25 protein-coding genes and 2 tRNA genes are annotated in these 25734 nt (G+C 60.3%); 11 read left to right on the top strand and 16 right to left on the bottom strand.

The genetic code is table 11. The features are described 5' to 3' along the window. Positions 1 to 4: 4 nt before the first annotated feature. Genes GJR98_RS12330 through GJR98_RS12315 form a run of 4 tightly spaced genes read left to right on the top strand, consistent with a single transcriptional unit; the run spans position 5 to position 4842 of the window. Positions 5 to 988, top strand: a complete 984-nt coding sequence (locus GJR98_RS12330) for an ABC transporter permease (RefSeq protein ID WP_151138903.1) — start codon at positions 5 to 7, stop codon at positions 986 to 988. Further along, positions 988 to 1923 (top strand): ABC transporter permease, encoded by a 936-nt coding sequence (locus tag GJR98_RS12325; RefSeq protein ID WP_225316399.1) that lies wholly within the window; start codon positions 988 to 990, stop codon positions 1921 to 1923. Before GJR98_RS12330 ends, GJR98_RS12325 begins: the two co-directional genes overlap by 1 nt. Then, positions 1920 to 3971 (top strand): dipeptide ABC transporter ATP-binding protein, encoded by a 2052-nt coding sequence (locus GJR98_RS12320; RefSeq protein ID WP_151138895.1) that lies wholly within the window; start codon positions 1920 to 1922, stop codon positions 3969 to 3971. Before GJR98_RS12325 ends, GJR98_RS12320 begins: the two co-directional genes overlap by 4 nt. A 13-nt stretch (positions 3972 to 3984) precedes the next feature. Next, on the top strand, positions 3985 to 4842 hold the full coding sequence (locus GJR98_RS12315) for an HpcH/HpaI aldolase/citrate lyase family protein (protein WP_151138893.1): 858 nt from the start codon (positions 3985 to 3987) through the stop codon (positions 4840 to 4842). A gap of 38 nt (positions 4843 to 4880) precedes the next feature. Here GJR98_RS12315 and GJR98_RS12310 read toward each other — a convergent pair whose 3' ends face one another. Next, the gene (locus tag GJR98_RS12310; RefSeq protein WP_151138891.1) at positions 4881 to 6995 is read right to left on the bottom strand and encodes an acetate--CoA ligase family protein; all 2115 of its coding nucleotides are present in this window, start codon (positions 6993 to 6995) and stop codon (positions 4881 to 4883) included. 201 nt (positions 6996 to 7196) lie between these two features. Here GJR98_RS12310 and GJR98_RS12305 point away from each other — a divergent pair, with 201 nt between their 5' ends. Then, a complete protein-coding gene (locus GJR98_RS12305) occupies positions 7197 to 8063 on the top strand; it encodes an ion transporter (RefSeq protein ID WP_191965461.1) in 867 nt (288 codons plus the stop codon). Between the two features lie 129 nt (positions 8064 to 8192). On the opposite strand, the gene GJR98_RS12300 is transcribed toward GJR98_RS12305, so the two are convergent. The 3 genes from GJR98_RS12300 to GJR98_RS12290 all read right to left on the bottom strand — a co-directional run bounded on the left by GJR98_RS12300 (position 8193) and on the right by GJR98_RS12290 (position 9472). Beyond that, a complete protein-coding gene (locus GJR98_RS12300; RefSeq protein WP_151138887.1) occupies positions 8193 to 8411 on the bottom strand; it encodes a hypothetical protein in 219 nt (72 codons plus the stop codon). A gap of 130 nt (positions 8412 to 8541) precedes the next feature. Continuing rightward, a complete protein-coding gene (locus GJR98_RS12295) occupies positions 8542 to 9030 on the bottom strand; it encodes a hypothetical protein (protein WP_151138885.1) in 489 nt (162 codons plus the stop codon). Between the two features lie 109 nt (positions 9031 to 9139). After that, on the bottom strand, positions 9140 to 9472 hold the full coding sequence (locus GJR98_RS12290) for a DUF7553 family protein (protein ID WP_151138883.1): 333 nt from the start codon (positions 9470 to 9472) through the stop codon (positions 9140 to 9142). 220 nt (positions 9473 to 9692) lie between these two features. Between GJR98_RS12290 and GJR98_RS12285 the strand changes: the two genes are divergently transcribed. The 3 genes from GJR98_RS12285 (at position 9693) to GJR98_RS12275 (ending at position 12398) form a co-directional block, all read left to right on the top strand. Beyond that, positions 9693 to 10340 carry a helix-turn-helix transcriptional regulator gene (locus GJR98_RS12285; RefSeq protein WP_151138881.1) on the top strand — a complete coding sequence of 216 codons (648 nt, stop codon included), beginning with the start codon at positions 9693 to 9695 and terminating at the stop codon, positions 10338 to 10340. A gap of 104 nt (positions 10341 to 10444) precedes the next feature. Continuing rightward, positions 10445 to 10516: transfer RNA gene (locus GJR98_RS12280), tRNA-Ala, on the top strand. A gap of 379 nt (positions 10517 to 10895) precedes the next feature. Next, positions 10896 to 12398: a DUF7289 family protein gene (locus GJR98_RS12275; RefSeq protein WP_151138879.1), complete on the top strand. Its 1503-nt coding sequence runs from the start codon at positions 10896 to 10898 to the stop codon at positions 12396 to 12398. A 5-nt stretch (positions 12399 to 12403) separates the two neighbouring features. On the opposite strand, the gene GJR98_RS12270 is transcribed toward GJR98_RS12275, so the two are convergent. Genes GJR98_RS12270 through GJR98_RS12240 form a run of 7 tightly spaced genes read right to left on the bottom strand, consistent with a single transcriptional unit; the run spans position 12404 to position 20950 of the window. Further along, the gene (locus tag GJR98_RS12270; RefSeq protein ID WP_151138877.1) at positions 12404 to 13165 is read right to left on the bottom strand and encodes a DUF7289 family protein; all 762 of its coding nucleotides are present in this window, start codon (positions 13163 to 13165) and stop codon (positions 12404 to 12406) included. Further along, positions 13158 to 13595: a DUF7266 family protein gene (locus GJR98_RS12265; RefSeq protein WP_151138875.1), complete on the bottom strand. Its 438-nt coding sequence runs from the start codon at positions 13593 to 13595 to the stop codon at positions 13158 to 13160. The genes GJR98_RS12270 and GJR98_RS12265 overlap by 8 nt, the downstream gene beginning before the upstream one ends. Further along, a complete protein-coding gene (locus GJR98_RS12260; RefSeq protein ID WP_151138873.1) occupies positions 13595 to 14572 on the bottom strand; it encodes a DUF7261 family protein in 978 nt (325 codons plus the stop codon). Before GJR98_RS12260 ends, GJR98_RS12265 begins: the two co-directional genes overlap by 1 nt. Then, positions 14560 to 15159, bottom strand: a complete 600-nt coding sequence (locus GJR98_RS12255) for a DUF7288 family protein (protein WP_151138871.1) — start codon at positions 15157 to 15159, stop codon at positions 14560 to 14562. Before GJR98_RS12255 ends, GJR98_RS12260 begins: the two co-directional genes overlap by 13 nt. After that, positions 15153 to 15653, bottom strand: a complete 501-nt coding sequence (locus GJR98_RS12250; RefSeq protein WP_151138869.1) for a DUF7287 family protein — start codon at positions 15651 to 15653, stop codon at positions 15153 to 15155. The genes GJR98_RS12255 and GJR98_RS12250 overlap by 7 nt, the downstream gene beginning before the upstream one ends. Beyond that, the gene (locus GJR98_RS12245) at positions 15653 to 17695 is read right to left on the bottom strand and encodes a type II secretion system F family protein (RefSeq protein ID WP_151138867.1); all 2043 of its coding nucleotides are present in this window, start codon (positions 17693 to 17695) and stop codon (positions 15653 to 15655) included. Before GJR98_RS12245 ends, GJR98_RS12250 begins: the two co-directional genes overlap by 1 nt. Then, positions 17696 to 20950, bottom strand: a complete 3255-nt coding sequence (locus GJR98_RS12240) for a type II/IV secretion system ATPase subunit (protein ID WP_151138865.1) — start codon at positions 20948 to 20950, stop codon at positions 17696 to 17698. Positions 20951 to 21290: 340 nt separating this feature from the next. Here GJR98_RS12240 and GJR98_RS12235 point away from each other — a divergent pair, with 340 nt between their 5' ends. Continuing rightward, positions 21291 to 21821: a hypothetical protein gene (locus GJR98_RS12235; protein ID WP_151138863.1), complete on the top strand. Its 531-nt coding sequence runs from the start codon at positions 21291 to 21293 to the stop codon at positions 21819 to 21821. Positions 21822 to 22087: 266 nt separating this feature from the next. On the opposite strand, the gene GJR98_RS12230 is transcribed toward GJR98_RS12235, so the two are convergent. Both GJR98_RS12230 and GJR98_RS12225 read right to left on the bottom strand, forming a co-directional pair. Next, positions 22088 to 22160, bottom strand: a tRNA-Arg gene (locus GJR98_RS12230). An 85-nt stretch (positions 22161 to 22245) separates the two neighbouring features. Then, the gene (locus GJR98_RS12225; protein ID WP_151138861.1) at positions 22246 to 22500 is read right to left on the bottom strand and encodes a Sec-independent protein translocase subunit TatA/TatB; all 255 of its coding nucleotides are present in this window, start codon (positions 22498 to 22500) and stop codon (positions 22246 to 22248) included. A 263-nt stretch (positions 22501 to 22763) separates the two neighbouring features. Here GJR98_RS12225 and GJR98_RS12220 point away from each other — a divergent pair, with 263 nt between their 5' ends. Together GJR98_RS12220 and GJR98_RS12215 are read left to right on the top strand one after the other, a co-directional pair. Then, positions 22764 to 23267: a redoxin domain-containing protein gene (locus tag GJR98_RS12220; protein ID WP_151138859.1), complete on the top strand. Its 504-nt coding sequence runs from the start codon at positions 22764 to 22766 to the stop codon at positions 23265 to 23267. Between the two features lie 72 nt (positions 23268 to 23339). Further along, a complete protein-coding gene (locus tag GJR98_RS12215; RefSeq protein WP_151138857.1) occupies positions 23340 to 24152 on the top strand; it encodes an HD domain-containing protein in 813 nt (270 codons plus the stop codon). 53 nt (positions 24153 to 24205) lie between these two features. Here GJR98_RS12215 and GJR98_RS12210 read toward each other — a convergent pair whose 3' ends face one another. From GJR98_RS12210 to GJR98_RS12200, 3 genes are all read right to left on the bottom strand, one after another. Beyond that, on the bottom strand, positions 24206 to 25114 hold the full coding sequence (locus GJR98_RS12210; protein ID WP_151138855.1) for a mechanosensitive ion channel family protein: 909 nt from the start codon (positions 25112 to 25114) through the stop codon (positions 24206 to 24208). Then, a complete protein-coding gene (locus GJR98_RS12205) occupies positions 25111 to 25359 on the bottom strand; it encodes a YhbY family RNA-binding protein (protein WP_151138853.1) in 249 nt (82 codons plus the stop codon). Before GJR98_RS12205 ends, GJR98_RS12210 begins: the two co-directional genes overlap by 4 nt. 92 nt (positions 25360 to 25451) lie before the next feature. Continuing rightward, positions 25452 to 25727 (bottom strand): ribonuclease P protein component 4, encoded by a 276-nt coding sequence (locus tag GJR98_RS12200; RefSeq protein WP_151138850.1) that lies wholly within the window; start codon positions 25725 to 25727, stop codon positions 25452 to 25454. Positions 25728 to 25734 lie beyond the last annotated feature (7 nt).

The following is a 25734-nucleotide window of genomic DNA, read 5'->3' as shown; positions in this document are numbered from 1 at the left end:
TTCCATGAGTTTCAGACGCTTCCTCGTCAAACGAATTGCCATCTCGTTAGTATTGACGCTCGTCTCCGTCTCGATCATCTTCCTCACGTTGCGGCTCCTTCCGGGCGACCCGTTCAGTTCGCTCATCGCCTCTGGAGGTCTCACACAAGAGCAGGTGGAGGCGCTGCGAGTCCAGTACGGGCTCGACGAACCAGTCTACGTCCAGTACATCAAGTACGTCCAGAGTCTCTTGACACTCAACTTCGGGTTCTCTATCGCGCAGAGTCGCCCGGTGAGCGAGATTATCTTCCCGCGACTGCTCAACACGATGATTCTCCTCGTGCCAGCGTTGGTCGTGACGGCCATCGTTAGTTCCGCCCTCGGCTCGTACGCAGGGTGGAACCGCGGGTCGTGGTTCGAGCAGTCGAGCATCGTCGTCACGACGTTCTTTCGGTCGACGCCGGTGTTCGTCACGGGAATCTTCTTTCTCATCATCTTCTCGTACCAACTCGACCTCCTCCCCGCGTTCGGGATGCGAAGCCCAGTTGCGAACCCCGAGGGGTTCGTCGAGACGTATCTCCATCCGGACTTCGCGATGCACTACTTCTTGCCGTTCCTCGCGACGGTGCTGTACTACAGTGGTGACTTCCTGATGCTCGCACGCAACTCGGTCGTCGAGCGGAAGGGGTCTGCATTTCTCACGCTCCACCGCGCGAAAGGGCTCTCAGAGATGGAACAACTCGCTCGAGCCGGTCGAAACTCGATGCTCCCGTTGTTGACCTACTTCGCGCTCCGGCTGGGCATGATGTTCCAAGGAGTCATCACTCTCGAAGTTGTGTTCGCGTGGCCGGGTATCGGCCGTGCACTCGTCTTGGCAATCAATCAGAAAGACTACCCGACGGTTCAGGCAGCCATCTTCATCATGGCCTTCGCGGTCATCGTGATGAACCTCCTCGCGGACGTGATGTACGCGAAGGTCGACCCGACGGTCGAAGGAGGTGACGTCTGATGTCGATCCTCTCGCTGTCGTCCGTTTCGGTCGACCGGAGTGTGGTGAAAGACCGTATCTCGGAGAACCTCACGCGGGCGAAGAACGTCATGGCAGTCGTGCTCAAAGACGACGCAGCGAAAGTCGGTGTCGTCGTCCTTCTCGCGTTCCTCTTCCTCGGGTTGTTCGGCCCGGCGCTCGCCCCATACGAACCCATCGAGGACACAGTCCAAACGGAAGACGGGGGAATGATGCGAACCGCCCCGCCCAACAGCGTGGCACTGCTCGGCACGACGACGTTCGGTAAGGACGTGTTGAGCCAGTTCCTCGCGGGCGCCCGCCCGACGTTCATCGTCGGCTTCTTCGGCGGAGTTGGCACAGGGGTGGTCGGGTTCCTCGTCGGCTTGACGAGTGGCTACTTCGGCGGTCGGGTCGACGAGGTGCTGATGCGCATGACCGACCTGACGTTCGCGCTCCCGTTCCTGCCGATGGCGCTGCTCGTGCTGACGTTCGTCCAACCGAACATCTTCCTCATCACCGCAGTAATCGTGGCGTTCTTCTGGAAGATGCCTGCACGGGTCATCCGCTCGGAGGTGATGACCGTCCGGGAGCGTACGTTCGTGAAGTCCGCACGTTCCGCAGGTTCGGGTCACTTACGAACCATGTTCTTACACGTCGCGCCGAACGTCATCGGCGTCGGGTTCCTGTACACCGCCTACGCCGTCTCGTGGGCGATTGCAGGTCAGGCGTCGCTCGCGTTCCTCGGCTTTGGCGACCCGACAGCGACATCCTGGGGCCGGATGCTCCAGCAGGTGTTCGAATCCGGCGGGATGCGCGAAGCGTGGTGGTGGGTACTCCCACCGGCCATCGGTATCGCAGCAGTGACTACCTCGGTGTTCCTCGTCGGTCGCGCCTTCGAGGAAGTCGTCAACCCCGAACTACGGAGTGAAGAATGAGTCTACTCGAAGTTGAAGATCTACGAATCAGGTACAAGACAGCCAAGGAAGACGTCCACGCGGTCAACGGCGTCTCCTTCTCGGTCGACGGCGGCGACAACTACGGACTCGTCGGCGAGTCCGGGTGTGGAAAGTCGACCATCGCTCACTCGATTCTCGGACTGCTCGACGACAACGCACGAATCGAGTCTGGAACGGTGCGGTTCGATGGCCAGAATCTCCTCGACCTCTCCGAAAAGGAGTGGCGAGACGTCCGCTGGCAACAGATTTCGTACATCCCCCAGAGCGCGATGGACTCGCTCGACCCCGTCATGACTGTCGGGAAGCAGATTCGACAGTCCATCACGACGCATCGTGACGTCTCGAAGGCAGAAGCGCAAGCACGGGTGGACGAGGTGTTCGAAATCGTCGGCCTCGACCCCGCTCGGACGACGGACTATCCCCACCAGTTCTCGGGGGGGATGCGTCAGCGAGTCACGATTGCGATGGCACTCGCCCTCGACCCGGACCTCATCATCGCCGACGAACCCACGACGGGACTCGACGTCATCGTCCAGGACAAGATCATCCACAAACTGATGGAGATTCAAGAAGAAATCGACAGTTCGTTGCTGTTGATTACCCACGACATCGGCGTCGTGGCGGAAACCTGTGACGACGTCTCCGTGCTGTACGGCGGAAAGGTGATGGAGCAAGGGGAGACCCGACACGTCCTGAAGAACCCGACGAACCCCTACACGATGGGGCTGAAGAACTCGTTCCCGGATATCGACGACTTCGACAGTCAAGCCATCTCCATCCCGGGGTCACTTCCCGACCTCACGGAAGAGCCCACCGGCTGTGTCTTCCGGAACCGCTGTCCGTTCGCCACCGAGGCGTGCGAGGATGGCCACCCAGAGATACAGACCGTCGAGAACCAGCGGTCTGCGTGTTACCACACTGACCGTGTCGAGCACCTCCGCACAGAAGCGACCGAACCGGAGACGTGGGGGCTCGAATTTGCAGAGCGCGGAGAGAGTGGCGACGTGGGGGACACCGTTCTGGAGACGGACGACCTCTCGAAGTGGTTCACGCAGACCCAAGGCATCATCGACCAACTTCGTGGTAACGAACCCAACTACGTCAAGGCAGTCAACGAGGTCGACCTCGACGTCCGCGAGAACGAAATCGTCGGTATCGCCGGCGAGTCCGGGTGCGGGAAGTCCACACTCGGAGAAGTTATCTCCGTGCTGCAACCCCGGACCGACGGCACTATCAGTTTCCGCGGGACGACCGTCGACGAATATCTCGACGGTGGGTCGAAGGAGTTCCGGTCGAAGGTGCAGTTCATCTTCCAGGACCCGTTCGACTCACTGAATCCACGTCAGACCGTCCGAGCGGCGGTGGCAGAACCACTGAAGATTCATGGCTACGACCGCGACACCATCGAGGAGAAAGTCCGCGAGACGGTCTCTGATGTCGGACTAAATCCACCACACAAGTACCTCGACGACTACCCACACCAGTTGTCGGGCGGAGAGCGCCAGCGGGTTGCAATCGCGCGAGCGTTGGTCCTCGACCCCGAACTGCTCATCTGTGACGAACCGGCGTCGATGCTCGACGTCTCACTGAAGGCCAGTATCCTCAACATCCTGCGACAGATGGCGGACGAACGCGACATCGGTATCGTCTACATCTCCCACGACCTGGCGAGCCTCTCACAGATTAGCGACCGACTGGCCGTGATGTATCTGGGGCGTATCGTCGAACTCGGGGAGACTCGTGAACTCGTCCAGAATCCGAAACACCCGTACGCGGCATCGCTGTTGTCGGCGTCGCCGAACGCTGACCCGACAGAAGAGCGCCGGCGAGTGCTCCTCCCAGGGGAACCGCCGAATCCAGTGAACCTCCCGGAAGGGTGTAACTTCGCGCCACGCTGTCCGAAAGCGACTGAGGAGTGCTGGAGTGTCGAACCTGAGCGAACAACCTATCAGGACGGCGACCACGAGGCTGCGTGTCACCACCCAGTCGAGCGAATCGAACACGAACTACTCGCGAAGTACGAATGACGGGGCTATCGACATGAGCAACGACACGACACACACCGCCCGCCCACGACGGTCTGCGCTGTTCACGCCAGCAGACGACGCCGAGATGCTCCAGAAGGCAGTCGGGACCGACGCAGACGCGTTCATCTTCGACCTCGAAGATGCGGTCCACCCCTCACGGCGAGAGACAGCCCGCGAGAATCTACGAGAGCACGTCCCCAACCTCGACGTGAACCGTGAGGTGGCCGTTCGAGTCAACGGGTGGGGGACAGAGGACTTCGCGTCCGACCTCGAAACCGCTGTCGAGGCGGGTGCCGACGCAGTCGCACTCCCGATGGTCGACTCCGGTCGCGACATCCGCGAGACGTGGCGGGAACTGACGGCGCTCACCGACGACCCACCACGCCTCCGCGCGACCGTAGAGACACCAACAGGAATGCACGCCGGCACCGACATCGCAGCAGCATGTCGGGAGACGGGCGTCGAGAGCCTCGGGTTTGGCTTCGCAGACTACTGTAAGGCCGTTGGGTCTCCGGGGACACCGGACCGCATTCGAAAACGACTCGAACTGCTCACGGTCGAATACGCCGCGATGGGTGGTGTCGACCCAGTTGCTTCCGTCCACCTCGACATCGGTGACGAGGCTGGACTCCGACGGGTCGCCGAGCGTGCTCGTGAGACTGGTTTCGTCGGGATGACAGCGATTCACCCGGCACAAGTCAGTGTGATAAACGAGGCGTTCACGCCGCCGCCAGACGAGGTTACACAGGCGAGACGACTAGTCGAGTCGTTCGACGCCTCCGAGCGTGACTCGCTCGAAGTCGAGAGTGTCTTCCTCGATACGGCGACCGTCGACCGCTACCGACGGTTGCTCGAACGCGCGCCCGAGTAGGCGGAAACACTCGTTCGACGGTTCTTTTTCACTGGTTCTCACTCACGCGTCTGGACGAGCGCGTCGACAGCGACTGGCCCGTCTGCCGTGACGAGCACCGGATTGAGGTCGAGTTCTGCGACGTCGGCCGAGGCGGCCAGGTCGCCGACTGCGACCACTACGTCGACCAGTTCGTCGACCGAGAGCGCGGGACTCCCACGGCGATTCTCGAGCATGTCAGACAGTGCCGTCGTTTCTATTGCTTCTCGCGCGTCGGCCCGTGAGAACGGAGGCACTAGCACTGCGCCGTCGTCCAGCACCTCGACGAGCACCCCACCTGGGCCGACGGTCACGAGGGGGCCAAACACCTCGTCTGACGACACGCCGACGATGGCCTCGACGCCGTTGTCGACCATCGGTTGGACGAGGACGCCTTCGATTTCCTCGTCGGAAGCGTTCTCCCGTGCGGCACTCATGATCGCGTCGAACGACTCGCGGGCCGCTTCGGCGGAGTCGACACCGACGTGGACGGCGCCGATATCCGTTCGGTGAGGGAGTGCCGGCGAGTCGACCTTGAGGACGACCGGGAAGCCGAGGTCTCTCGCGGCGGCCGCGGCCTCCTCGGCCGTTGTCGCCAATCGAGTGTCGACGACGGGGACGTCGAACGCAGCGAGCAGACGCTCACTTTCTTCCCACGTGAGGACGCGGTCTGTGGGCAGGTCGACCGTCGCTGTGTCGAGTTGGTCGGCGAGTTCTGCACGCGTCGGGCGTGAGGCGAGTCGGTCGTGGTCAGCCGCTGCGTCGACAAGCGATGCGACGGCGTCTAGACATCGAGCGGGGTCTTCGTACACTGGGACCGACTCTCTGAGGCGTTCGTGCGGTGGTGTCTCGGCGGGGTCGTCGGGGACTTTTCGACCAGTCCAGAGGACAACTACCGGGTCGTCGGCCCGCTCGACGATTGCTTCGAGGTCAGCGGCGACGCGAGCAGCGCGCTCGTCGACGGCGGACAGACCGATTGCGAACACGTACGCGTCGAACGTGTCGTCTGCGAAGAGCGTGTCGGCGATTTCGGAGAGAACTTCCGCACCATACCCACGGATGTCTGCCGGGTTGTGGAACTCGCCGAAGGTGAGTAACTCGTCCATGTCGAGGAGCGTCTGTTCGGTCTCGCCGGTCAGGTCTGGGAGCGAAAGACCTCGTTCGTCGGCCAAGTCCGCGAGGAGACTCGCGAGTCCGCCACTGGTAGACGCGATTGCGACGCGGTTCCCGTCGGGGGCGTCGTACGCTGCGTGGGCACTCGCCTGCGAGAGGAGGTCGGGAATGTCTGCGACACGCTGGACGCCAGTCTGTCTGAACACGGCCTCCCAGGCGTCGTCGTCTCCAGTCATAGATCCGGTGTGTGAGAGGGTAGCCGCCTCAGCAACGTCGCTCTGTCCGATTTTCACCGTGAGAACAGGCGTCCCCGCACGAGTTGCGGCTTCCGCGACGCGCATGAACCGTTCGGGGTCGGCCACCCCCTCGACGTACGCGCAGATGACGTCGACCGTCTCTTGGGCGGCCAAGTACGAAACGTAGTCACTCGTGGTGAGGTCGGCCTCGTTACCGGTCGAGACGATGTGGCTGAAGTGGACGTCAGCGTCAGCGGCCCGCTCGAAGAACGTGGTGAACGCGAGCGCACCCGATTGGCTGACGAGTCCGATCGAGCCAGGGCGGGGTTCACGCGAACACGTCGCCGTCAACGTCGCGCCGCGCGCAGACATGACACCGATGCAGTTCGGCCCGACGACGTGGATGCCCGCTTCGTCGGCCGCCCTCGCGAGGTCGGCTTCCAACTCTACACCCCGGTCGTCTGCCTCCGAGAAGCCAGCGGCGACGACGAGCGCGACGGGGACACCACGTTCGCCAGCAGCACGAACCACGTCGACCACGTACTCACGGGGGACGCTAACGACGACGAGGTCGACCGTCTCGGGGACGTCGTCGATGTCGTCGTAGCAGGTGCGCCCCCACACCTCGTCGCGCTTTGGGTTGACGGGGTAGAGCGTTCCCTCGAACCCATACGCGAGCAAGTGGTCGATGAGGTTGCCGGCGTAGAACGAGTCTGGACTCGCACCGACGACAGCGACGGTGTCTGGGTCGAACAGTGGTGCGAGGTCAGGTGCGTCGAGTGACATTACGTACACTGTTCACCCGGGAGTGAAAACATTTGACGTGTGTTGACTCTCCTCTCGGTAACGATATGCAATGGATAGATGACAACACGCGACACAATATTCGTGGCTGTCAGAGAGGCACGTACAGAATCGAGGCGAATCGAAGTGGGGCCGACCCGAATCGGCAGCGGCGATATACGTGTCTACGTTGATATATCACACATGAGTAGTTCGACGAAACGCCGCGCGTGGAGACTAGTCGACCCCGAGATGAGAAATCGCAGGGCACAACGCCTCGAAAACGCCGCGCTCGTACTCGCCTCGCTGAACGTGGTCGCGGTCGTGTTCGGGAGTGTCGAACCCCTCTACAGTGCGTTTTCCGTGTGGTTCGACTGGTTCGGTCACGTGTCTGTTCTTCTCTTTACAATCCTGTTTGTCATCCGTCTGTGGGCAGTCCCAGTCAAAACTGGAAGTCGAGGCTCAACGGGACGACTTCGGTTCGTTCGTCGTCCTTTCGTTCTCCTCGACCTCGTGGTAATCGTGGGCTACTGGTTCGGTGTCCTGTTCGTCCCCGGGTCGATTGGGTGGGTCCGTGTCCTCTGGTTGGCTCGCATGTTCAACTTGCCGCGATTACAGCGCTCACGAATCCGTTTCAGACGGGTGCTGGTTGCCCAGCGTGACGACCTCTCGATTGCGTTCATCGGGTCTGGAACGATTGCCCTCCTCGCGTCGACGCTCATGTTCTTCGTCGAGAGAGGGGCGCAACCGGAGGCATTCTCGTCGATTCCCGCCGCACTTTGGTGGGCAATCGTGACGCTCACCACCGTCGGCTACGGCGACGTCGTTCCGGGGACGCCACTGGGCCGTCTCCTCGGCGCGATAACCACGTTCGGTGGCGTGGCCTTCTTCGCACTCCCATCGAGTATTCTGGCGGCGGGATTCATGGACGAGCGAGCACGCGAACGACAAGCGTCGAACGAGGCGGACGATGCGGGGACGGAGTCGATACACTCGAAACTCGGGCACTCGCAAACTCGGTGTCCACATTGTGGGGAAGCGCTCGACTCCACGGGAACTGAACAGGTGTGAGCCTCGCGCTAACCAACTGGAACTCGGCGTCGTTCTACTGAGCTGGATATCCGATACGCTTCATCCATCGCCGTCTCGTTCGTAGGGTCGCCAGACAGGAGCTAACGAACGCAGTATACAAGCCGACGGTTACGTGCCGTCGTCGGAGACGACGATGTCTTCGGCCGCGAGGTCGGTCACGTGGCGGACGATTTCTGGGTCGACCTGCGCGATATCCTCACCGTCGTGTAACTGGTCGTTGTGCTTTCGAATCTTGTCTGGGACCTCTGAGAGTGGGATTCGCGACGTGGTTTCGCACTCCTCACACACGATGGGAACGAGTGGTGCATCGTCGTCATCACTTGGCATAACACACCAGTTTTCGCACCGATGAAAAACAGAATCGGTTCGCCGCTCGACCCGACTGCGTTCCCGACGAGTACCGAACGAGACACAGCGACAGTGCATCAACTTCGTAGCTTCGACGAACGAACTCGGCTCAGGCGTTTTCTCTTCCTTCTTGGTCGTCAGTCAGCACGTCGTCGGCCGCGTTGTACTGGTCGCCGAAGAGCTGGTGGTATTCCGAATCGGGGTCGTCAGTTGGCCCCCAGTCGAGGTAGTACTCAGTCAGTGTGTCGGCGACGATTTGCGCGAACTCGTCGAGTTCTTCTTCGATATCCGACGCGGTGTCCAATGGGAGGTCGTACCCTCCGTCGACGATGGGTGGAATCTCGTATTCGACGTTTCCAGCACCGGTGTCCCAGTAGAAGTCGAGTTTATCGAACAGTCCTAACTCGAGGGCAGTCTCGTACTCTTGCTCCGTCAGAAGCGTCTCTTCCAACCACTGTTCGTAGGCCTCTCCCCACGCATTCTCCAGTTCGAAGAAGGTCTGTATCTCTGCTCTCCGTTCTGCGTCGGTGTGATACTCGTCGACGTCGTGGCCGTCGTAGACAGACGGAGGGTCTGGCGGCGTCTCGGGGAGACTCATGCAAGAGAGACGTCAGTGAGAAGCATAATTGTCGCTACCCGCTGAGGTCCCAGACTATCACAGCAACCGTCGAGTCAGGTCAAAATAGTTGGACGACAGGGGATGTCGCTCAGGTTTCTGCTTCCTCTCCGCCAGTTGGGTCTGTGGACTTCCCGGCCAGCGCATCACGGGCGTTGTAGAGACGGTTCCGTGTCTCTTCGAGGTACTTTCGCGTCTCGTCTGTGGTCTCGTCGATGAGGCTGTCGAGGTCCGAAATCAGGCGGTCGATATCTGTGTGCAGATGCTCCGTCGCCTCCTTCGTGTCTTCTTTCGCGTCTTCGACGAGGCGAGAGACTCGGTCGGACGCGTCGCCGACGCCCTTGCTCACGTCTTCCTGTGCTTCGTCGAGGGCCCGCTTCATGCTCTCGCTCGCTTTCATCAGTTCGTCTCGTGCTCGAACCATGCTGGAGACAACGACGCCAACGGGGAAAGTAGTTGTCAAATAATCAATCTTTCTGACGGGTCACATCGAGAGAACGTACCGAGGCTCACGCTGTCCCGGTTTGCCTCGATACGCACCGATTCGACTCGTAGCCGGGTGTTCTTGGCACCAGTACAGACCAACGCAGAGGAACGTCTCCACGGACAATAGCTATCGTGTTAGTTGACGTATAGATACTGCTATGCTGGTTCGAAAAGAGGGCCAACGACGCATGCGCCTCGTCTTGATGGCCATCGCGCTCGCGCTCGTGGTGGTGACTGCAGGATGTGCTGGTGTTGGAACCGATCCGGGAGACGGAGCCAATGGAACCACTGACGAGCAGGTGACTGAACCCCCAGTCGAAGAGACGCCTGAACCGACGGAGCAACCGACTGAAGCGCCTCCTGAAACGGACGCACCAACGGAAGCGCCGCCAGCGACAGACGCCCCCGGTGGTGGTGAAGGCGGCGACGGTGGTGCAGGCGATGGCGAATCGAACAACCAGACGCTCCTGTTGCTAGGGGCGCTTGCTGTCTTTGCCGTCGGCTTCGTCGCCGCAGGCATCCTCCGCGGACGAAACAAGTCCGAGTCGAAGACGGAAACTGCTTCGACGACCACTGCTGCCACCGAACCGTCTCAGTCGGATTCTGAGCGTGTTATCTCGCTGCTACACAAGAACAACGGTCGGATATTCGAAGACGTACTGGAGGAGGAACTCGACTGGTCGCCGGCGCGTGCAGGACGCGTCCTCGACGGTCTCGTTGCGACAGGCGACGTCGAGCGCAGGGTGACAGATGGCGGGACGCTCGTCGTCTTCGCAGACCCGAATCGGTCGGGCGACGAAGAGTGATTCGACCAGTGGGTTTGGACGACGGTGCCACGCCTCGGACCCGTAGCAGTCCGACGATTCGAAGCCCTTATTTATTCGACCGAGGAATGGAAGAATGCGTTCGAGGGCTCGTAGATCAGGGGTAGATCACTCCCTTGGCATGGGAGAGGCCCCGGGTTCAAATCCCGGCGAGTCCATTTCTGAACGAAGTGAAGAAATTGACGAGCCGAGCGCTCGCTGTTGCGAGCGCGTGGATTTGAAGCCCTGAAAGTCGCGCACAGCGAGGAACGAGCGAGCACGTCTTTCTCCGGGTTCAAATCCCGTGAACTACGTTTACGACCTTCGCAAACCTACGGTTTGCTCAGTCCCGGCGGGTCCTCACAATATCTCTCTGGACTTCTGGTGAGTGTGACAAGCCCATCAACTTCGCTCGATACTGCTGGTGAAGGACTCTCTGTCCACGGATTCGACGTTGTTTGTGGAGTAAGAACGATTGTCGACATTTCCGACACATCTAGATAGCAGACTGTCACGTAGCCAATGAGGTTTTGGTGCCGGACGTTGTGAGACTACGTAATGAGCGGCCGCCCTCGCGTCCCCTGGCTCTATCGCGTCGTCCGTGACCGGTCGGGACAAGCATCTCCACTTGCTGTCGTACTTCTCCTCGGGATTACCGTCCTCGGCGTGACGAGCATCGTGACGCTCGGTGGGGCCGCACTCGACGACACGAAACAAGCCTCTAACGCCGCACGAGCAGAACACTCGATGACGTTGTTCGACTCGAAAGTGGCAATCACCGCACTCGGTGACTCTCAGTCGCAGTCGGTCGAACTCAGCGGGTCACAGAGTGGGCAGTACACCGTCCGAGACGACACGACTCGTGTCGTCGTCACGCACAAGGATTACGACGGGAACGGAAGCTCGCAAGAACTGTACAACGAGACCCTCGGAAGCGTCGAATACCGGACCGGTGACGTGACGATTGCCTACGAAGGCGGCGGAGTCTGGCGGACACAAGACAACGGCACGTCGATGGTGTCGCCACCGGAGTTCCACTACCGAGACAAGACGCTCACACTGCCAGTGATTCAGGTGACCGGTGAAGGGAGTTCGGGAACCAGCCCCACCGTCGATATCATCGAAGAAGAACAGGCTCGTCGCGTCTACCCGAACGAGAGTTCGACCTACAGTCTCACCGGCGGGACATACGACAACCCAGTCGAAAACGGGACCGTCGAAGTAACGATTTACAGTCCTCACTACCGTGGCTGGGCGCAGTTCTTCGAAGACCGCACGGAGGGAGACATGTCGCTCAACCACACGGAGCAGTCGGTCAGCGTGGAGTTGGAGGCGATCGGAGGCGTCGTCGGCGCCTTCAGAATGCCGAACGAAGGGAGTTCGGTCGAGGTTCGAGGAATGTCGCCCGACCACAACGTGTCGTCGTACACACTGAACCTGACGGCCGACGGCAACTTCCAGAACATGCACTGGTCGATGTACCACGACGGTCCGAAACAGGACGTAGAGTTCCACGTGTACTCGGAGAGCCAGTGCACGAGCGGGTTCGACGACGACATCGACATCAGCATCTACTACTCGAACGAGTCGGGCGTCTACGAGGGATGGCAGAAATCTGGCATCGACCCCACGGACCCGGATTCACCCATCCAGGTCGACTGTGGAACCGACCCTGCGACGATCACGCTGAACTTGACGAGCAACGCGACGAAGCTCGAATACGGCAACATCACCAAGACGGGGAACAAGAACAAGTGGTACTTCGGCGACGACATCGGTGATGGCACGACTCAGCCGTCGGTGACGTTCGACCAGCACGAGTCGTACCCCAACACGACGTACAACCGCGGTGACGAGGAGACGCTCTACAACCTCACCAACCACTACATGGCGCTGATGTCTCCGAGCTTCAAACTCACCGTCACCGACGGACCTGGCGGTAGTGAGCGCGTCAACGAACAAGCATCGACGGGGAATCTCGACTACGAACAGGCGGACGGTGGCCGGTACATCACCTTCCTCCACATCACAGAAAATCGCGTCCGCGTTCGCGTTCGGTAACGTCGTCAGTCGACCAACGAGACGTCTACCTGTTTTTCCACGACACGGACAGAATTGACGTTCGTGAGTTCACACGACACCATCGTATCGTTGACGAACGGGCACGTCACATCCTCGTAGGACTGGAGTTCGGTCTTCCAGAGTTGTGGGCGAGGCGAGGTGACGTTGACTGTCACATTGTATGGGCCGCCACTTCGAGACGCGATTCCGCGGTACTTCGCTCCAGTGTCGGCGACTTCTGCGCGGACGAGATACGTTCCCGACCCGCCGACCGAACTAACACTAGACCTCGACTTTCTGGCCGAAGTCGCCGAGACCACGATGGCGTCCTCCGAGAGGACGAATGCAGGATGACGAACGACGGTCATCGCCTCGTCGGTGCCCCTGAACACCGTTCCGAAGGCGTACACGAGGCGCTCGTCCGAGGTGTCCGAGGTGTAGACGAGGGGTTGTGTACGTATCGTCGCGTTGTCTACTGTCCCCCCGTTCTCCCATTCGACGGTCATCTGTACGGAGTCGTCGAACGAGATTGCCGAGTCGGCCAGTTTGATTTCAGTCGCTCGACTCGGTGCACCGCGAACCGCGATGTCTTCCATGTTGTCGTCGAGGATGTCGAAGGCGCGCTCGGCGTTGTTGATGCGTTCGACGTTACGGGTGTCTTGCAGGCCGTCCATCCCGACTGCTGTGACGACACCAACCGTCGAGAGAACGAGTGAGAACACGAAGATGAAGCCGAGTGTGTCGCTCACGGCACGGCGGTCAACCATTGGTCACCTCCAGTTTTCCATCGTATGTGACGGCGACGTCACCGGCGTCGACGGACCCGTTTTTGAGTTCGGTCTCAGTTTCGACAGGGATTCGAACTGTCACCTCGGGGTCGACCGACTGCAAGACGAGTTGGTTCGACGAGTTGTCGACACTGATTCGGTAGGTCGTGCCAGCGACTCGATTGGGAAGCTCCAGTCGAGTCTCGACGTTGCTGACTGTTTCGTCGCCGGACGATGCAACCACGCGGTCTGCAGCTTCGATGTTCGCCGCGAGTCGCTGTCCGACGACTTCGAGTTCGGTCTCCGTCACACGCTCGTGTTCTGCTGCGACGAAGCCTCCCGCGGCCACCATGATTCCCGAGATGAGGATGGTGGTGATAGAGAGGGTCAGTACGAAGCCAAGTGTGGTGGAGACTGCGCGCGAATTCATTAGAGTTCACCCGGTGCGATTCGAATCTCTTTCTCGACAGTCGTGCCACTGGACTGGAAGGTGAACGTTACGTTCACGTCGTAGAGCGCCGGTTCTTGGACAGGCCAATTCCCGCTTCCGGCTGTGGCGAAGTTCACAGCGTCGTACAGGTCACTGAGGACACCGCCATCGTCGGTTGCATACAGTTCGTACGTTCCAGTCACCTCGTCGGCGTTCTTGAACCGGAGGTGAACGTCGCCCTCGACCTCCTCGTGGGCGAGTTCGAGTGCGGAACAGTACTTCGTTCCGACGGTCCTGCTGCCGATATCGATGGTGAGCGAGTCGCCGTTCGTCGGTTCGACCGAACAGGAACGAGTCACAGTGTCGTTTTCGACGGTGACGATGACGTTCGTCCCGTCGGTGTGCATCGAGACGGTGGCCTTGTCACCCGGCGTATCGTCGTCGTCGTCGAGTTCCATGTAGAACGCGTCGGACTCTTCCGTCGAGAGATTGTCTCGGGAAATGTTGAACCAAATGCCGCGAACACGTCCATTGTGGACTGGCTCCCAATCATCGAAGTCTTCGTCGTTGGTGAAGTTCCGCGCTGGGTCGTCCTGATGGATTCGGAGCCCTTCGGTAGATGTTCCGGTGTGCGAGACGCTCGTTGTGAACCCGTTACTCGCTTCCAACGTCGCTGACGACTCACTCCAGTTCGACATCGAGGCGTCGAATTGAGTTTCGATGGTAGACGCATCGCCTCCATTCCGGTTCTCTGCGTCCAATATCTCGCCGCTTGCTTCGACTGCCGCGCGCTGTGAACTCGTCGCATCGTCCAGTTGGGTGTCGGTCGTCCGTGTGGCGATGTTCTCGGTGTAGATTGCCGTGTTGAGAATCAACGCGAGACCGACGAGAAGGACGGCGATTGCGAGCGCCGTGATGAGGAAGAGTTGCCCTCTCTCCTCGTCAGCGAACCGTGAGGGAAGGCTCACATCCGCCATACGACCACCTCGATTTTTAGGACAGACCACACCGGGTCTCCGTCTTGTCGCTCGTCGACGTAGAACGACGACGCCTCGTCGAGCGTGGTCGTCGTCGGAACCGCCTCCCCGCTGTCCACTTTGTGGAGCACGTCGGTGTCCATGAGCGTGACCAGACGAGAGGCGGACGCTGCGTGGTCACTCGGCTGGCCCATGTGGACGAGACCGATTCGGTTCAGGGCTTTCCCTTGCTGGTTCGACTGAACCGAGTACACGTTCACATTGAACGCGATACCTCGGTCTCGGAACGTGTCGTTGAGCATCTGGCCGAACACGGTCGGTGGTCCGCCGGAGATGTAGTTGTCACCTTCTGTGACACTGATGTTCTTGAGGAGGACTGTCCGCTTGAGCGACCCGTTCTCGGCGGCCGCATCGAGCAAGCCCTGTGCGACAGACGCTTGCTGGTTTTCGATATGCTGACTCGACGTACTCGCCGTCAGCGGCGTGACGGCCGTCACCTGAAGTGCAAACGTGACACTCGCGAGGAGGACCGTCGCGGCGACGAAGGCCTCGAGCGCGTGTGCTTGTCCACGGTCCATCGTTACCAGACCCTCACCAGCAGTTGGTGGAGCTTCCCGTCGACGAGCACCGAGCGACGGGCGGCGACGACCTGTCCGGAGTTCGGCACTGGCTCGCCGCGCGTCGCGGCCACCCCATCGAGCGACGCGACCGACCCGTCTCGCAAGAGCGTGACGTTCATGTCGTACGTATCATCGACACCCACGACGTCTTCGACCGGGCCAGGAGGGCCATACTGGCAGTCTGCGGGTGGTGTGGAGTTCTCGAAGAAGGCGACGGTGCACTCTGAGTCGAGGACAGTCTGTTCTCCCGGGGGTGAGAGCGCGCCGCCTGCGAGGCGGTCTGCAGCACGGTTCGCGACGAGTGGTTGGTCCTGTGCATCGTCGAATGGCTGGACGATTTGCGGGACCGTTCCGACGACCCACGCGATTGCGAGCAGGAAGATACCGACACCGACGGCGTAGTCGATAGTCGTCTGTGCTCGACTGCGCCCGTCGTTCGACGTTCGCTCGCGACGTGGCATCAGCCAACCACCATCCACACCGCGAGTGCGAGCGACTGCAGGATGACGACGAACTTGACCCCCGCGAGGAGGTCGGCGTTACGGATGTAGCCACTGATGAATCCAGACAGCACCGCCTGCAGGGTGACGCCGTGGAAGAACAGAAGCGACATCAGGTCCGGGTCGAGGGCGCCGCCGAAGCTTGGGCCACCGGAGACGCCGCCACCGGACCCCGACGCCTGCGAAGAGAGACCGGCCATCACGTCGAGGAACTGAGTCTTCAGGATCGCCATGACGGCGAGGAGCGTCACGTACGTCATGAGGATAATCGCGACCTGCATCCGAGTCCGCGCGATGCGCTCTCGTTCGATGTCGTCTTGGTTCTCAGAGGACTGCGCTGCCGTCGTCAGGACCTCCGTAATCTGACTCGACGCCTCCTGTGCCTTCGTGATGAGCTTCACCGTTCGGGCGAGGCGTGGAATGTGATACGTGTTGTTGAACTCGACGAGCGCCTCTCTGAGGCTCATCCCGTAGTTGACCTTCGCGTACATTATCTCGAACTCGTCGGCGAGTTTCCCCGAGGAGGTGTCTGCGACGGTTCTGAACGATTCGAGGAGCGTCTGCCCGGTGTCGTTCGCACTCGACAGTTTCCGAAGGTTGTCCGAGAGTTTCCCGGTGATGGCGGACCGAGAGTGGACGTTCCACTCGTGGAAGACTGCGAGCGGGATGGTGACGAAGTAGACGGGGACGTAGAACCAGATGACCGTGCCCCAGATTGGCTGAGAGATCATTCCGTCCCACGACGTGGGTGCAGAGCCACCGATGACCGCGACCGCGAGGACGACGATCGACGCGGGAACGGAGAGAGCGAGCGTGTACAGCGGATGTTGTTTGAAAAAGATGTGCGGTTGTCGCAGTAACTCCTGCGTTTTGTACGTCCCTTCGCGGTCTTTGATGCGCGAGAACAGGCTGAACTCACCGACGTACGACTCGATGAGCCCCATGTGGATGAGGCCCTCTTGTTGTTGTCCCTGCAGGCGCTGACTGCCGTTCGATGGTGAGAGGTAGCCGTCACCAATCTCGTCTTGCTTGACGGTCGAGATGAGGACGAGGAACCCGACACCGACCAACGGGATGAGACCGTAGATGGTCGCGTAGAGGAGTTCCTGCTGTGCTTGTCCGAGCATGCTCATGATGACGAGGATGATGATGAGCAACAGCGGGAACAGCGAGAGCGTCATGTACATCTCGCCGAACAGTTCCATCGTGTCCAGCGTCTGTTCTTGCTGTTGTTTGGCCGTCCGGAGGTGCTTGTCCTTCTTGTCCTTCAGGAACCCTTCCATGTCACCACCGGAGTTGACGATGGAGAGCATGTCCGTGAGGAACTGCGAGAGTTCGGCAGAGGGTGTGAGAATCGCCTGCTGACGGATAGCGTTTCGGTAGTCGGTTCCGAAGTATTCCGTCTCCTGGACGATGCTCTGGAACTCCCGTGAGACTTCGCCGTAGGTGTCGTCGGCGCGTGCCATCGCTTCCAGAATCTCCAGTTGGTTCAGCCCCCCGACGGACAGGGCGTACATGAACGAGATAGAGTCAGAGAGGAGCATGTTTATCTCCCGTTTCCGGGCGGACGCCTTCGAGTACGGCGTCCCGACGAGCGTCCCAAATCCGAGTGCGAATCCAATCGACCCGAAGACGATGCCGGAGACGACGACAGCGGCTGGCATCACGAGCGACCGGAGCAGTTCCGCAGTGGATTCGCTTGCGACGGGGATACCGAGACTTATCGACTCCGAAGAGACGAGTCCGAGTGCGAAGACACTGTATCCAATCGCCATACCGAGAATCCACAGCGTGATGCCGACCAGAACGCCCACGGCGAGCGCCCGCGAGAGATACAGTTCGACCGTGTTCGGCATCCGCGCCTGCTGAAGTTTCTCTTCGACGTCCGAGACGAACTCGCCGTCTTTGTCGAAGAGCAACTGAAACAGCGGGTAGAACGCGTCTCCGAGCGTGTCGGTGCTGCGGTCGAGCCCTGCGGAGTTTTCAGAGTCGATGTTGCTCATCTAATCGTCCTCGTCGCTCTCGACGGACTGTGACTCCGTCTTCTCCTCGTCTGGTGTGTCAGTCTCTGCAGCTTTGAAACCGCCCCACAGTTCGTCATCGTCGGAATCTTCCGCCTCCGCCTCGTCCGACGACTGGTCGGCATCACCGGGCTCTTCGATGCCGAACGCTCCGAAGAAGTCTTCGAGGTCGATATCGTCCTCGTTGGGGTCCGGGAACGTCGGTTCGCCCTCTTCGTCGAACCCGAAGTCGTTGGGTTCGCCTTCGACGTCAGCTTCGAGCAGTGACTCCCAGAGGTCCGTCGCGGCATCTTTGCGCGACTGCACGTCGTCTGACTCGTCAGCGTCCTCCATCGCTGCTTCGAGCGCCGGGGCCGCTTCTTCGCCATCCAGCGAAGATGGGCCGTCGTCTCCTTCGAGTTCGGGCGTCTCGTCACCCGAGTCGAGTTCAGACCGCGCGGACCCTTCGTCGAGCGCGGGGTCGCTCGTCGCTTCTTCGATGGAGTCGAGTTCGTCTCGCTCGCCGGGCGTCGCTTCGACGTCCGGTTCCTGCCGCATGTGCCCGAGTGCTTCCGCGACTTCACCGACGTCGCGGTCACGGTAGTCGGGGAACAGTTCTTCTTCGGCACGGCGGAGAATCTCCTTGGCGAGTTCTCTGACGTGTTCCGGTGGGTCCGGTCGCGGGACCATCGCCTCACTCTCGGGGTCGATGTCGATGAGGACCGACTCCATCTCGCGGAGGTCTTCGAGACTGCGTTCGAGGTCGTCGGTCGCCATCAGACCGATGATGGTGTCCTGGTCGTTGATGAACGCCTGGAACGTCGCTGCGACCTGCGTGTACGTGTTGAGGCCGCGGTCGATGAGGTACGCGAGGACGACCTCTCGTTTGAAAATCTCGAGTTCGAGTGTCTCGTGGTCCCACCCGCGGTCGAACTTTATCTCTTCGATCGTGTTCGACGACCCCATCTCGAGGAACTCGTCGGTCTCCGCTTGCCACTGGTAGACGTCCTGAACGTTGATTTCGTCGTTCTCGGGGTCGTAGTGGTTGATTTCGGTGAGCGACTTGTTCCGGCGCACCTTGTTGCCATCGACCCGCGTCGACGTCTGAATCGACACGAGGTCGAGGGCGGAGAACATCGTCTTCGAGACGTTGATGGGTGCCGTCGTGAAGCGCTTGAGGACTTCGCCCACAGAGTCGGCGTGGAACGTCGTGTACGTGGTGTGACCCGTGGACATGACCTGGAAGAGGGTCCGACCCTCCTCACCACGAATCTCACCCATGACGATGTAGTCTGGACGTTGACGCAGTGCCGCTTCGAGCAGGTCGAACTCGTCGACGTCACCTTTGTCGTCGTCTGCGAACGAGGGGCGAGTGACGGACGCAATCCAGTTCCGCTGTGGAAGCTCCACCTCACGCGTGTCCTCGATGGAGACGATTTTGGTGTTCGACGGGATGAAGAGAGAGACAGCGTTCAACGACGTCGTCTTCCCGGACGCAGTACCACCGGCGAAGATGAGACTCTTGTCGTTCTCGATACAGAGCCACAGGAACGCCATCTCCTCCAGCGAGAATGTCGACCAGTTGATGAGGTCGATTGGAGTGAATGGAACGTCCTTGAACTGACGGATGGTGTAGTTCGTCCCGTGGTCGGACACCTCGCGGCCGAGGGTGAGTTGTGCACGTGACCCGTCGGGGAGCGTCGCGTCGACCTGTGGCCGACGTTTCGAGATACCCTTCCCGGAGCGCTGTGCGAGTTTGACGACGAAGTCGTCGAGTTCACCCTCGCCGTGGTAGATGTTCGAGATAATCTGTTCGTAGTCGGAGTGGTAGACGAACACCGGCGAGTTGTACCCGTCACACGAGATGTCCTCGACGTTGATGTCGTGTTTGATGCCGTCGATGCGCTCGTAGCCGATGAAGTCACGCCTGAGGTAGTACTGTAACTTCTGGACTTGGTAGTCGTTCAGGTCTGCTTCGTCGTCGTCGAGGACGGCAGACTCCGGTCGGGCAGCGATTCCCTCGATTCCGCCGATTGGGGTGTCGTCGCTGTCTTTCGTGCGCCCTCCGGCGGCACCTCCCAGTCCGAGTCGTGACGCTACGCCACCGAAGAAGGAGGAACTGCCTCCATCGGTCGTCACCGTGTTCGTCTTCCCAGCGGATTCGTCGCTGCCACCGAACAGTCCACCAAGTCCGAGCCGGTCTGCGAGTCCCGGCGAGTCGTCCGTCTCGTCAGTTGTGAGTGCGGCTGGCGCGGGTTGGTCGTAGAGGTCGTATCGGGACAGCAGTTCGTACGTCTGGGCTTCGATGACGTTCCCGCGGTTGTCTTTCCCACCCTGAACGACGCTCTCGTCGCTGTATTTGATCGCGTTCCGGAGTTTGCTCGTGAGGAACTCCGTCAAGTCGTCTTCGATGCGGTTCAGGTACGGTTCGACTGCGTAGTACTTCTTCTCGTTTTCTTTGACGGAGTGGAAGATGACGACGAACGCGTAGGGCTTGTTCACCCAGTAGCGTTCGACCTCGCGGAAGTGCGTCTTCTTCTCCATCGGAACTGCCTTCTCGAGGTCGTAGCGGTTCGCGAGCGTCGTCGTCCCGTCTGCACTGGAGAAGAACTCGTCTTCGTCGAGTTCTTCGTTGACGTCGACGGTTCGAGTGTCGACCACCTCGTCGAGTTCTTTGGCACGCTTCCCTGCGCGGGCGAGCGCGTTCTCGATACAGTCAGGGTCGAACCCGAGGGCGTCTTCGGCGTCGAAGCGGTCGATTTCGCCGTCGCTGTCGCGCGGGCGGGAGCCATCGTCTTCGTAGTAGTACTCTCGCTTGTAGTGCTCCCACATCCACTCGTCTTTGACGACGGGCGTCGTCTCGGGGTCGCAGAACGCTTCGAACTGCTCGTGTATGTCTGACGCGTGCGCGCCCCGTTTCCCGACGAACTCGGCCACGTCGACCGGGTGGAAGTCCAGATAGCGCTCTGGGTCGAGCGTCACGCTCTCCCAGTCTGTCCGGTCTGGGGCCGGAGTCTCTTGTTCTTCGTCTTTTCCCCACCGTGAACTACCCGGTGTGTCTGTGCGGGTGCGCGGGTCGAAGCCATAGAGGGCCTCGACATCGCCGTCTTCCCCGTACTCGTCGAGGAAGTCGGCCCACGTATACTCGCCTAAACGGGCGTTTGACGCCTGGTCCGGGGCGGCATCGCCCTCCACCGGTGACTCTGCATCACCCTCGATCGCCTTTGGCCCGGATCCGTCGGCGTCTTTCCTTGCCATTGTCCCTCGGATATTCGGGTTAATGGAAAAGTCTTTTTCCCAGACTTTTTACATTATAGCAATCATTTAAGTCTGGTTTTTATATGTCTTTAAGTATTGAGTTGTAATCTGGCTGAGACTGTACGTCCCTAAATCGTTGGTTTAACAGACTGAATGGCGCTCGTTCTGGCGGTCGTGAGCGATACGGTGTCCAATACGAGGCGACTCACGACCGGAGAGGAGTCGGAACTCGAATTGGAGGGCAGACGCTGTGGCCAGAGCGATTCGAGGCCAAATCGCTGCACTGGACCACTCTCAGTGCGGTGCCAACCACTATGTTGCCTCGATGAGGTTTTCCTCTATGGACCCGTTCACACTGACCGTCCTGCAACAAGCGCCGATTACGCCGGGGGCAGACCCCAGTGCGTTCACTCGGTTCTTTGGGTCGACCATCTCTGCCGCAGGGACGTTCGTCGGGACGCTCATCATCGGCGCACTGCTGATTGCCCTCGCACCTGACTTCACTGAGAAAGTAATCGACACCATCGAGGACGAACCCATTCCGTCGTTCCTCTGGGGCCTCGGAATCTTCGTGGCGTTCATCGTCGCTATTATCCTCCTCGTCATCACGCTCATCGGCATCATCGTCGCAGTCCCGCTCGTCATTCTGATGATATTTGTCTCGCTGTTCGGCGGTGCTCTCGTCTTCATCTACGTCGGCGAGCGACTCCTCGAAGCCGCAAACGTCGAGACGTCTCGCTGGGGCCACCTCGTCGCCGGTGCGTTCGTCGCCACTGTCCTCGCCGCCATCCCCGTTATCGGCGGGGTGACGAACTTCGTCGTCAACACCGTCGGTGTCGGCGCGATCGTCTACCACTGGCGGAACAGCTAATCGAGTCTCATTCTGCGTCGTTTTGAGGACACTGTGGGCGCGACAGGATTCGAACCGTGCCAAGACTCGCTTTGCTCGTCTCGTCGCAGAACGGGCGCGGTGGGACTCCCGCGAGCGAAGCGAGTGGGAGTCAGGAACGCCCGCTTCACTCTCTTCGTTCGTTCAGCGGGCGTGACGGGATTCGAACCCCAGTCGCTCACTTCGTTCGCTCCCTGATTCGAATCCCTGTGCCGTCACTACTGCTCGCTGCTGCTCGCAGAAGGTGACGGGCGTGACGGGATTCGAACCCGCGATCGAGAGGTTAGGAACCTCTCGCCCTGTCCACTAGGCCACACGCCCTGTCGAGAACTCTCTCTGGTTCGACAAAAATCGCGTGGTTCGACCCCAGTGGGCCGAGAGAAAGCAAGTAAGAGTGGAGCTGCGGTTAGTTCTCCGCCTTGGCCGACGTCTTCGTCTCCGTGGCCAGTTCGTCGTCGTCGTCTTCGTCGCCTTGCATCTCTGAAAGCTCTTCTTCGATTTCGCTACGTCCGCGCTTGAACTCGCCCATGGCCTGCCCAGTGGACCGCGCGAGCTTCGGAATCTTGTTCGCGCCGAACAGCAGGACGAGCACGAGGAGGACGATGAGCAGCTCCGGCCCGCCTGGGAGTCCCGGGAACAAGGGGGTGATAGTCTCGAACATCGCTATTTCTGCGTTACCCAGTGGCAATTATAGGCTTTTTGCCTTCTACGGCTTCATCAAAAGATGACTATCGGACGAGTTGAACAGTCCTGAATTGTCTTTTCAGCCGTTTTGCAGCCATAATTCGGGGGAATCAGAACGGTGACTGCCCCCGATTCGACCACGTCGTGTCATCCGTCCCGCATCCGTCGCCGGGGTGCTGTGGCCCGGCAGTCGTACCAATTCCCGTGACTATAAGGTGACGACCTCAATATTGAGGTTGTATGGTATCTGTCGGAGACTCCGCTCCAGACTTCACGGCACCGAAGACGGACATCGACGGCGACATCGAGTCGTTCACGCTCTCTGAGAACCTCGACGACGCACCGGTCGTCCTCGCGTTCTTCCCCGCGGCCTTCACGGGCGTGTGCACCACGGAGATGTGCACCTTCCGCGACCAGATGGCCAACTTCGACGACATCGGCGCGACGGTGTACGGTATCAGCATCGACACGCCGTTTACGCTCTCTGAGTTCGCCGAGAAGAACGACCTCAACTTCGACCTCATCAGCGACACCAACCGCAACCTCATCGACGCGTACGGCATCGAGATGGACTTCGCGGACCTCGGTGTCTACGACGTCGCAAAGCGCGCCGTCTTCGTCGTCGACGCCGACGGCGAGGTCACCTACGAATGGGTCAGCGACGACCCCGGCGTCGAACCCGACTACGCCGCCGTCGAAGCGGCCGCGTCCCAGACGGTCGAAGAGGCGTCCGAAGCAGCGTAAATCGCTACGCCACACGCGTCTAGCCACCACGAGCGCCAATCCTTTTTTCTCCCTGCGAGAACTATCTCGGGTATGGCTAATTCTGAAGAGTCTACCAACGGTGGTCGAGTCTACGACCCCGATGCGGACCACGCGTTCCCCGACGAGAGACTCAACGAGATTCTCCCGGTCCTCCTCGAAGACGAAGAAGTAACCACGCTCCTCGAAGCGCAGAACGTGAACGCAGTGACGCGCAAGGGCTACAACGACCACGGACCCAAACACATCGAAATCGTCCGCAACCGCGCGCTCCGCCTCTACGACCTCCTCAAACGTGGTGGGTGCGAGTTCAACGGCGCTGCAGACCAGGGCCTCGACGAAGCGGACGAGGCCGTCATCATCGCGCTCGCGGCCCAGTTACACGACATCGGTCACGTCGTCCACCGCGACGACCACGTCTACTACTCGATTCCACTCGCATCAGACATCCTCGACCGGTTCCTGCCACAGTTCTACAACCTCGCTGACAGCGTCCGAATCAAGGCCGAAGTGCTCCACGCCATCCTCTGTCACCACAAAGAAGAGGACCCACTCACGCTCGAAGCGGGCGTCATCCGCGTCGCCGACGCCCTCGACATGGAACACGGACGGTCACGTATCCCCTACGAGAAAGGCGGGCGGGGTATCAACACCCTCTCCAGTCAGGCGATTAGCAACGTCGCGCTCAAAGAAGGCGACGACCGACCTGTCCTCGTCGAAATCGAGATGGTGAACGCGGCAGGCGTCTACCAGGTCGACAACCTCCTGAAGGCGAAACTCGACGGGTCGGGCCTCGAAGACCACGTCAGAATCGTCGCTGTCAACACGCGGTCCGAAGACCAACTCGTCGAGCGGATCGAGCTCTAAGCGGGTTGCGACCCAGAAAAATGGAATAGCCGAGACGTCGACGCGGAGGCGTCTCAGTCGTTCGACTGAACGACGCGGTCGGTCCCTGCGACGGATAGTTCGCCACTGAGCGTCCGGTTCGGGTACGGGATGTCGATACCTTCCTCGTCGAACCGCTCTTTCACCGACGTCACGTACTCGCCGCGCGTCTTGACGAAGTCGGCGCGACTGGGGTCCGCAATCCAGATTCGCGACTTGAGCGTGACCGACGAATCACCCAGTTCCGTCAGGCGAACCGACGGAGCGGGGTCCTTCATGATGCCGTCGTGCTTTTCGGCTTCATCGAGGATGATGTCGGTGGCGAGTTCGATGTCGTCGTCGTAGCCGATGCCGAACGGCACCTGCAGACGGAGTTTGTCCTTCGCGACGGGGTTCTTGATGACGCCGTCAGTGAGTTGCGAGTTCGGAACGGTGAGCAGCTCGTTGTCGAACGTCCGAACGCGCGTCACGCGGAAGGAGATGTCTTCGACGACACCGGAGTTCCCGTCCCACTCGATCCAGTCGTTGATGCGGAACGGCTTGTCGGTGAAGATGAAGATACCCGCGACGAAGTTGGCGATGACGTCCTGCAGTGCGAACCCAATCGCGAGTGTGGCCGCCGCACCGATGGTGGCGAGCGACTGCAGGATGTTTCCGAGTCCGGCGAGCGCGAACCCAGCGCCGAGTGCGACGAACGCCACGATGAGCGACACAATCTTCATCAGCGGTTTCTTGGCGTGTTCGCCCGCATCGCGTCGGTCGAGGACGCGGCTGAGGATGGACGACAACACGGCTTTCCCGACGATGTAGACGACGGCGAAGCCGACGATGAATCCAAGAATCGCACCGAGCGTACCCGCGTACGGGATGTTCTGCTGTGCGAGGATTCGACCAATCGCACCACCGTCACCCTGTAGCTGGAGCGGAAGTGCAAACAGGTTCATCTGTGGAAAACCGCCGTTTTCCCCCGTGTCTCTATCAGTTCAGCGTTCACTCGCTCTGCGAGGTCTGCTGCTGCCTCGTCGATGGTCGTTCCGCCGAGGGAGGCGCGGAGGAACTTCGCCTTGACGAGGTTTCGTTCGCCGAGTTGGTCGTTCAGTTCGCCGACGACTGCCTCGATGCCACTTTTGCCGACCCAGACGGTCACGTCGAGGTCGTGAGCTTGCTTTCGGAGGTCCTGCGTATTCATGCGTGGACTCTACTATGTGCGAGGGCCCTTCAATAGTAAGGCTTTGGGCGCTGCGTGGGGGCTTCACCCACGGCACAGCGGCACTTGGGGCGTCAGTACGGATAGCGTTTCGTCGCGCCGCAGTCACACCGAACGACGACGTGGCCGCCTGACTGCGTCCGGACGCGGGCGTTGACTCCCGGAATGAGATACGCATCGCACTCGTCACAGGTGAACCGCCGAAACTCCTTCGGGAGGCCACAGCGATTCCGCTCTGCGACGCGACGTGCGAGGCGAACGTACTCACGTGCTAGGTCGTGGTCTCGGTCGGAGGCCGCCTCGCGCGCCAGGTGGTGGAGTCGGTCGATTCGCTCCTCCGCGATGCTCATGGTAAGT

It is taken from the genome of Haloferax marinisediminis (genome assembly GCF_009674585.1).
Lineage (GTDB): Archaea > Halobacteriota > Halobacteria > Halobacteriales > Haloferacaceae > Haloferax > Haloferax marinisediminis.
The sequence above is the reverse complement of the archived record's forward strand: the minus strand, read 5'-3'. Positions and strand labels throughout refer to the sequence as shown.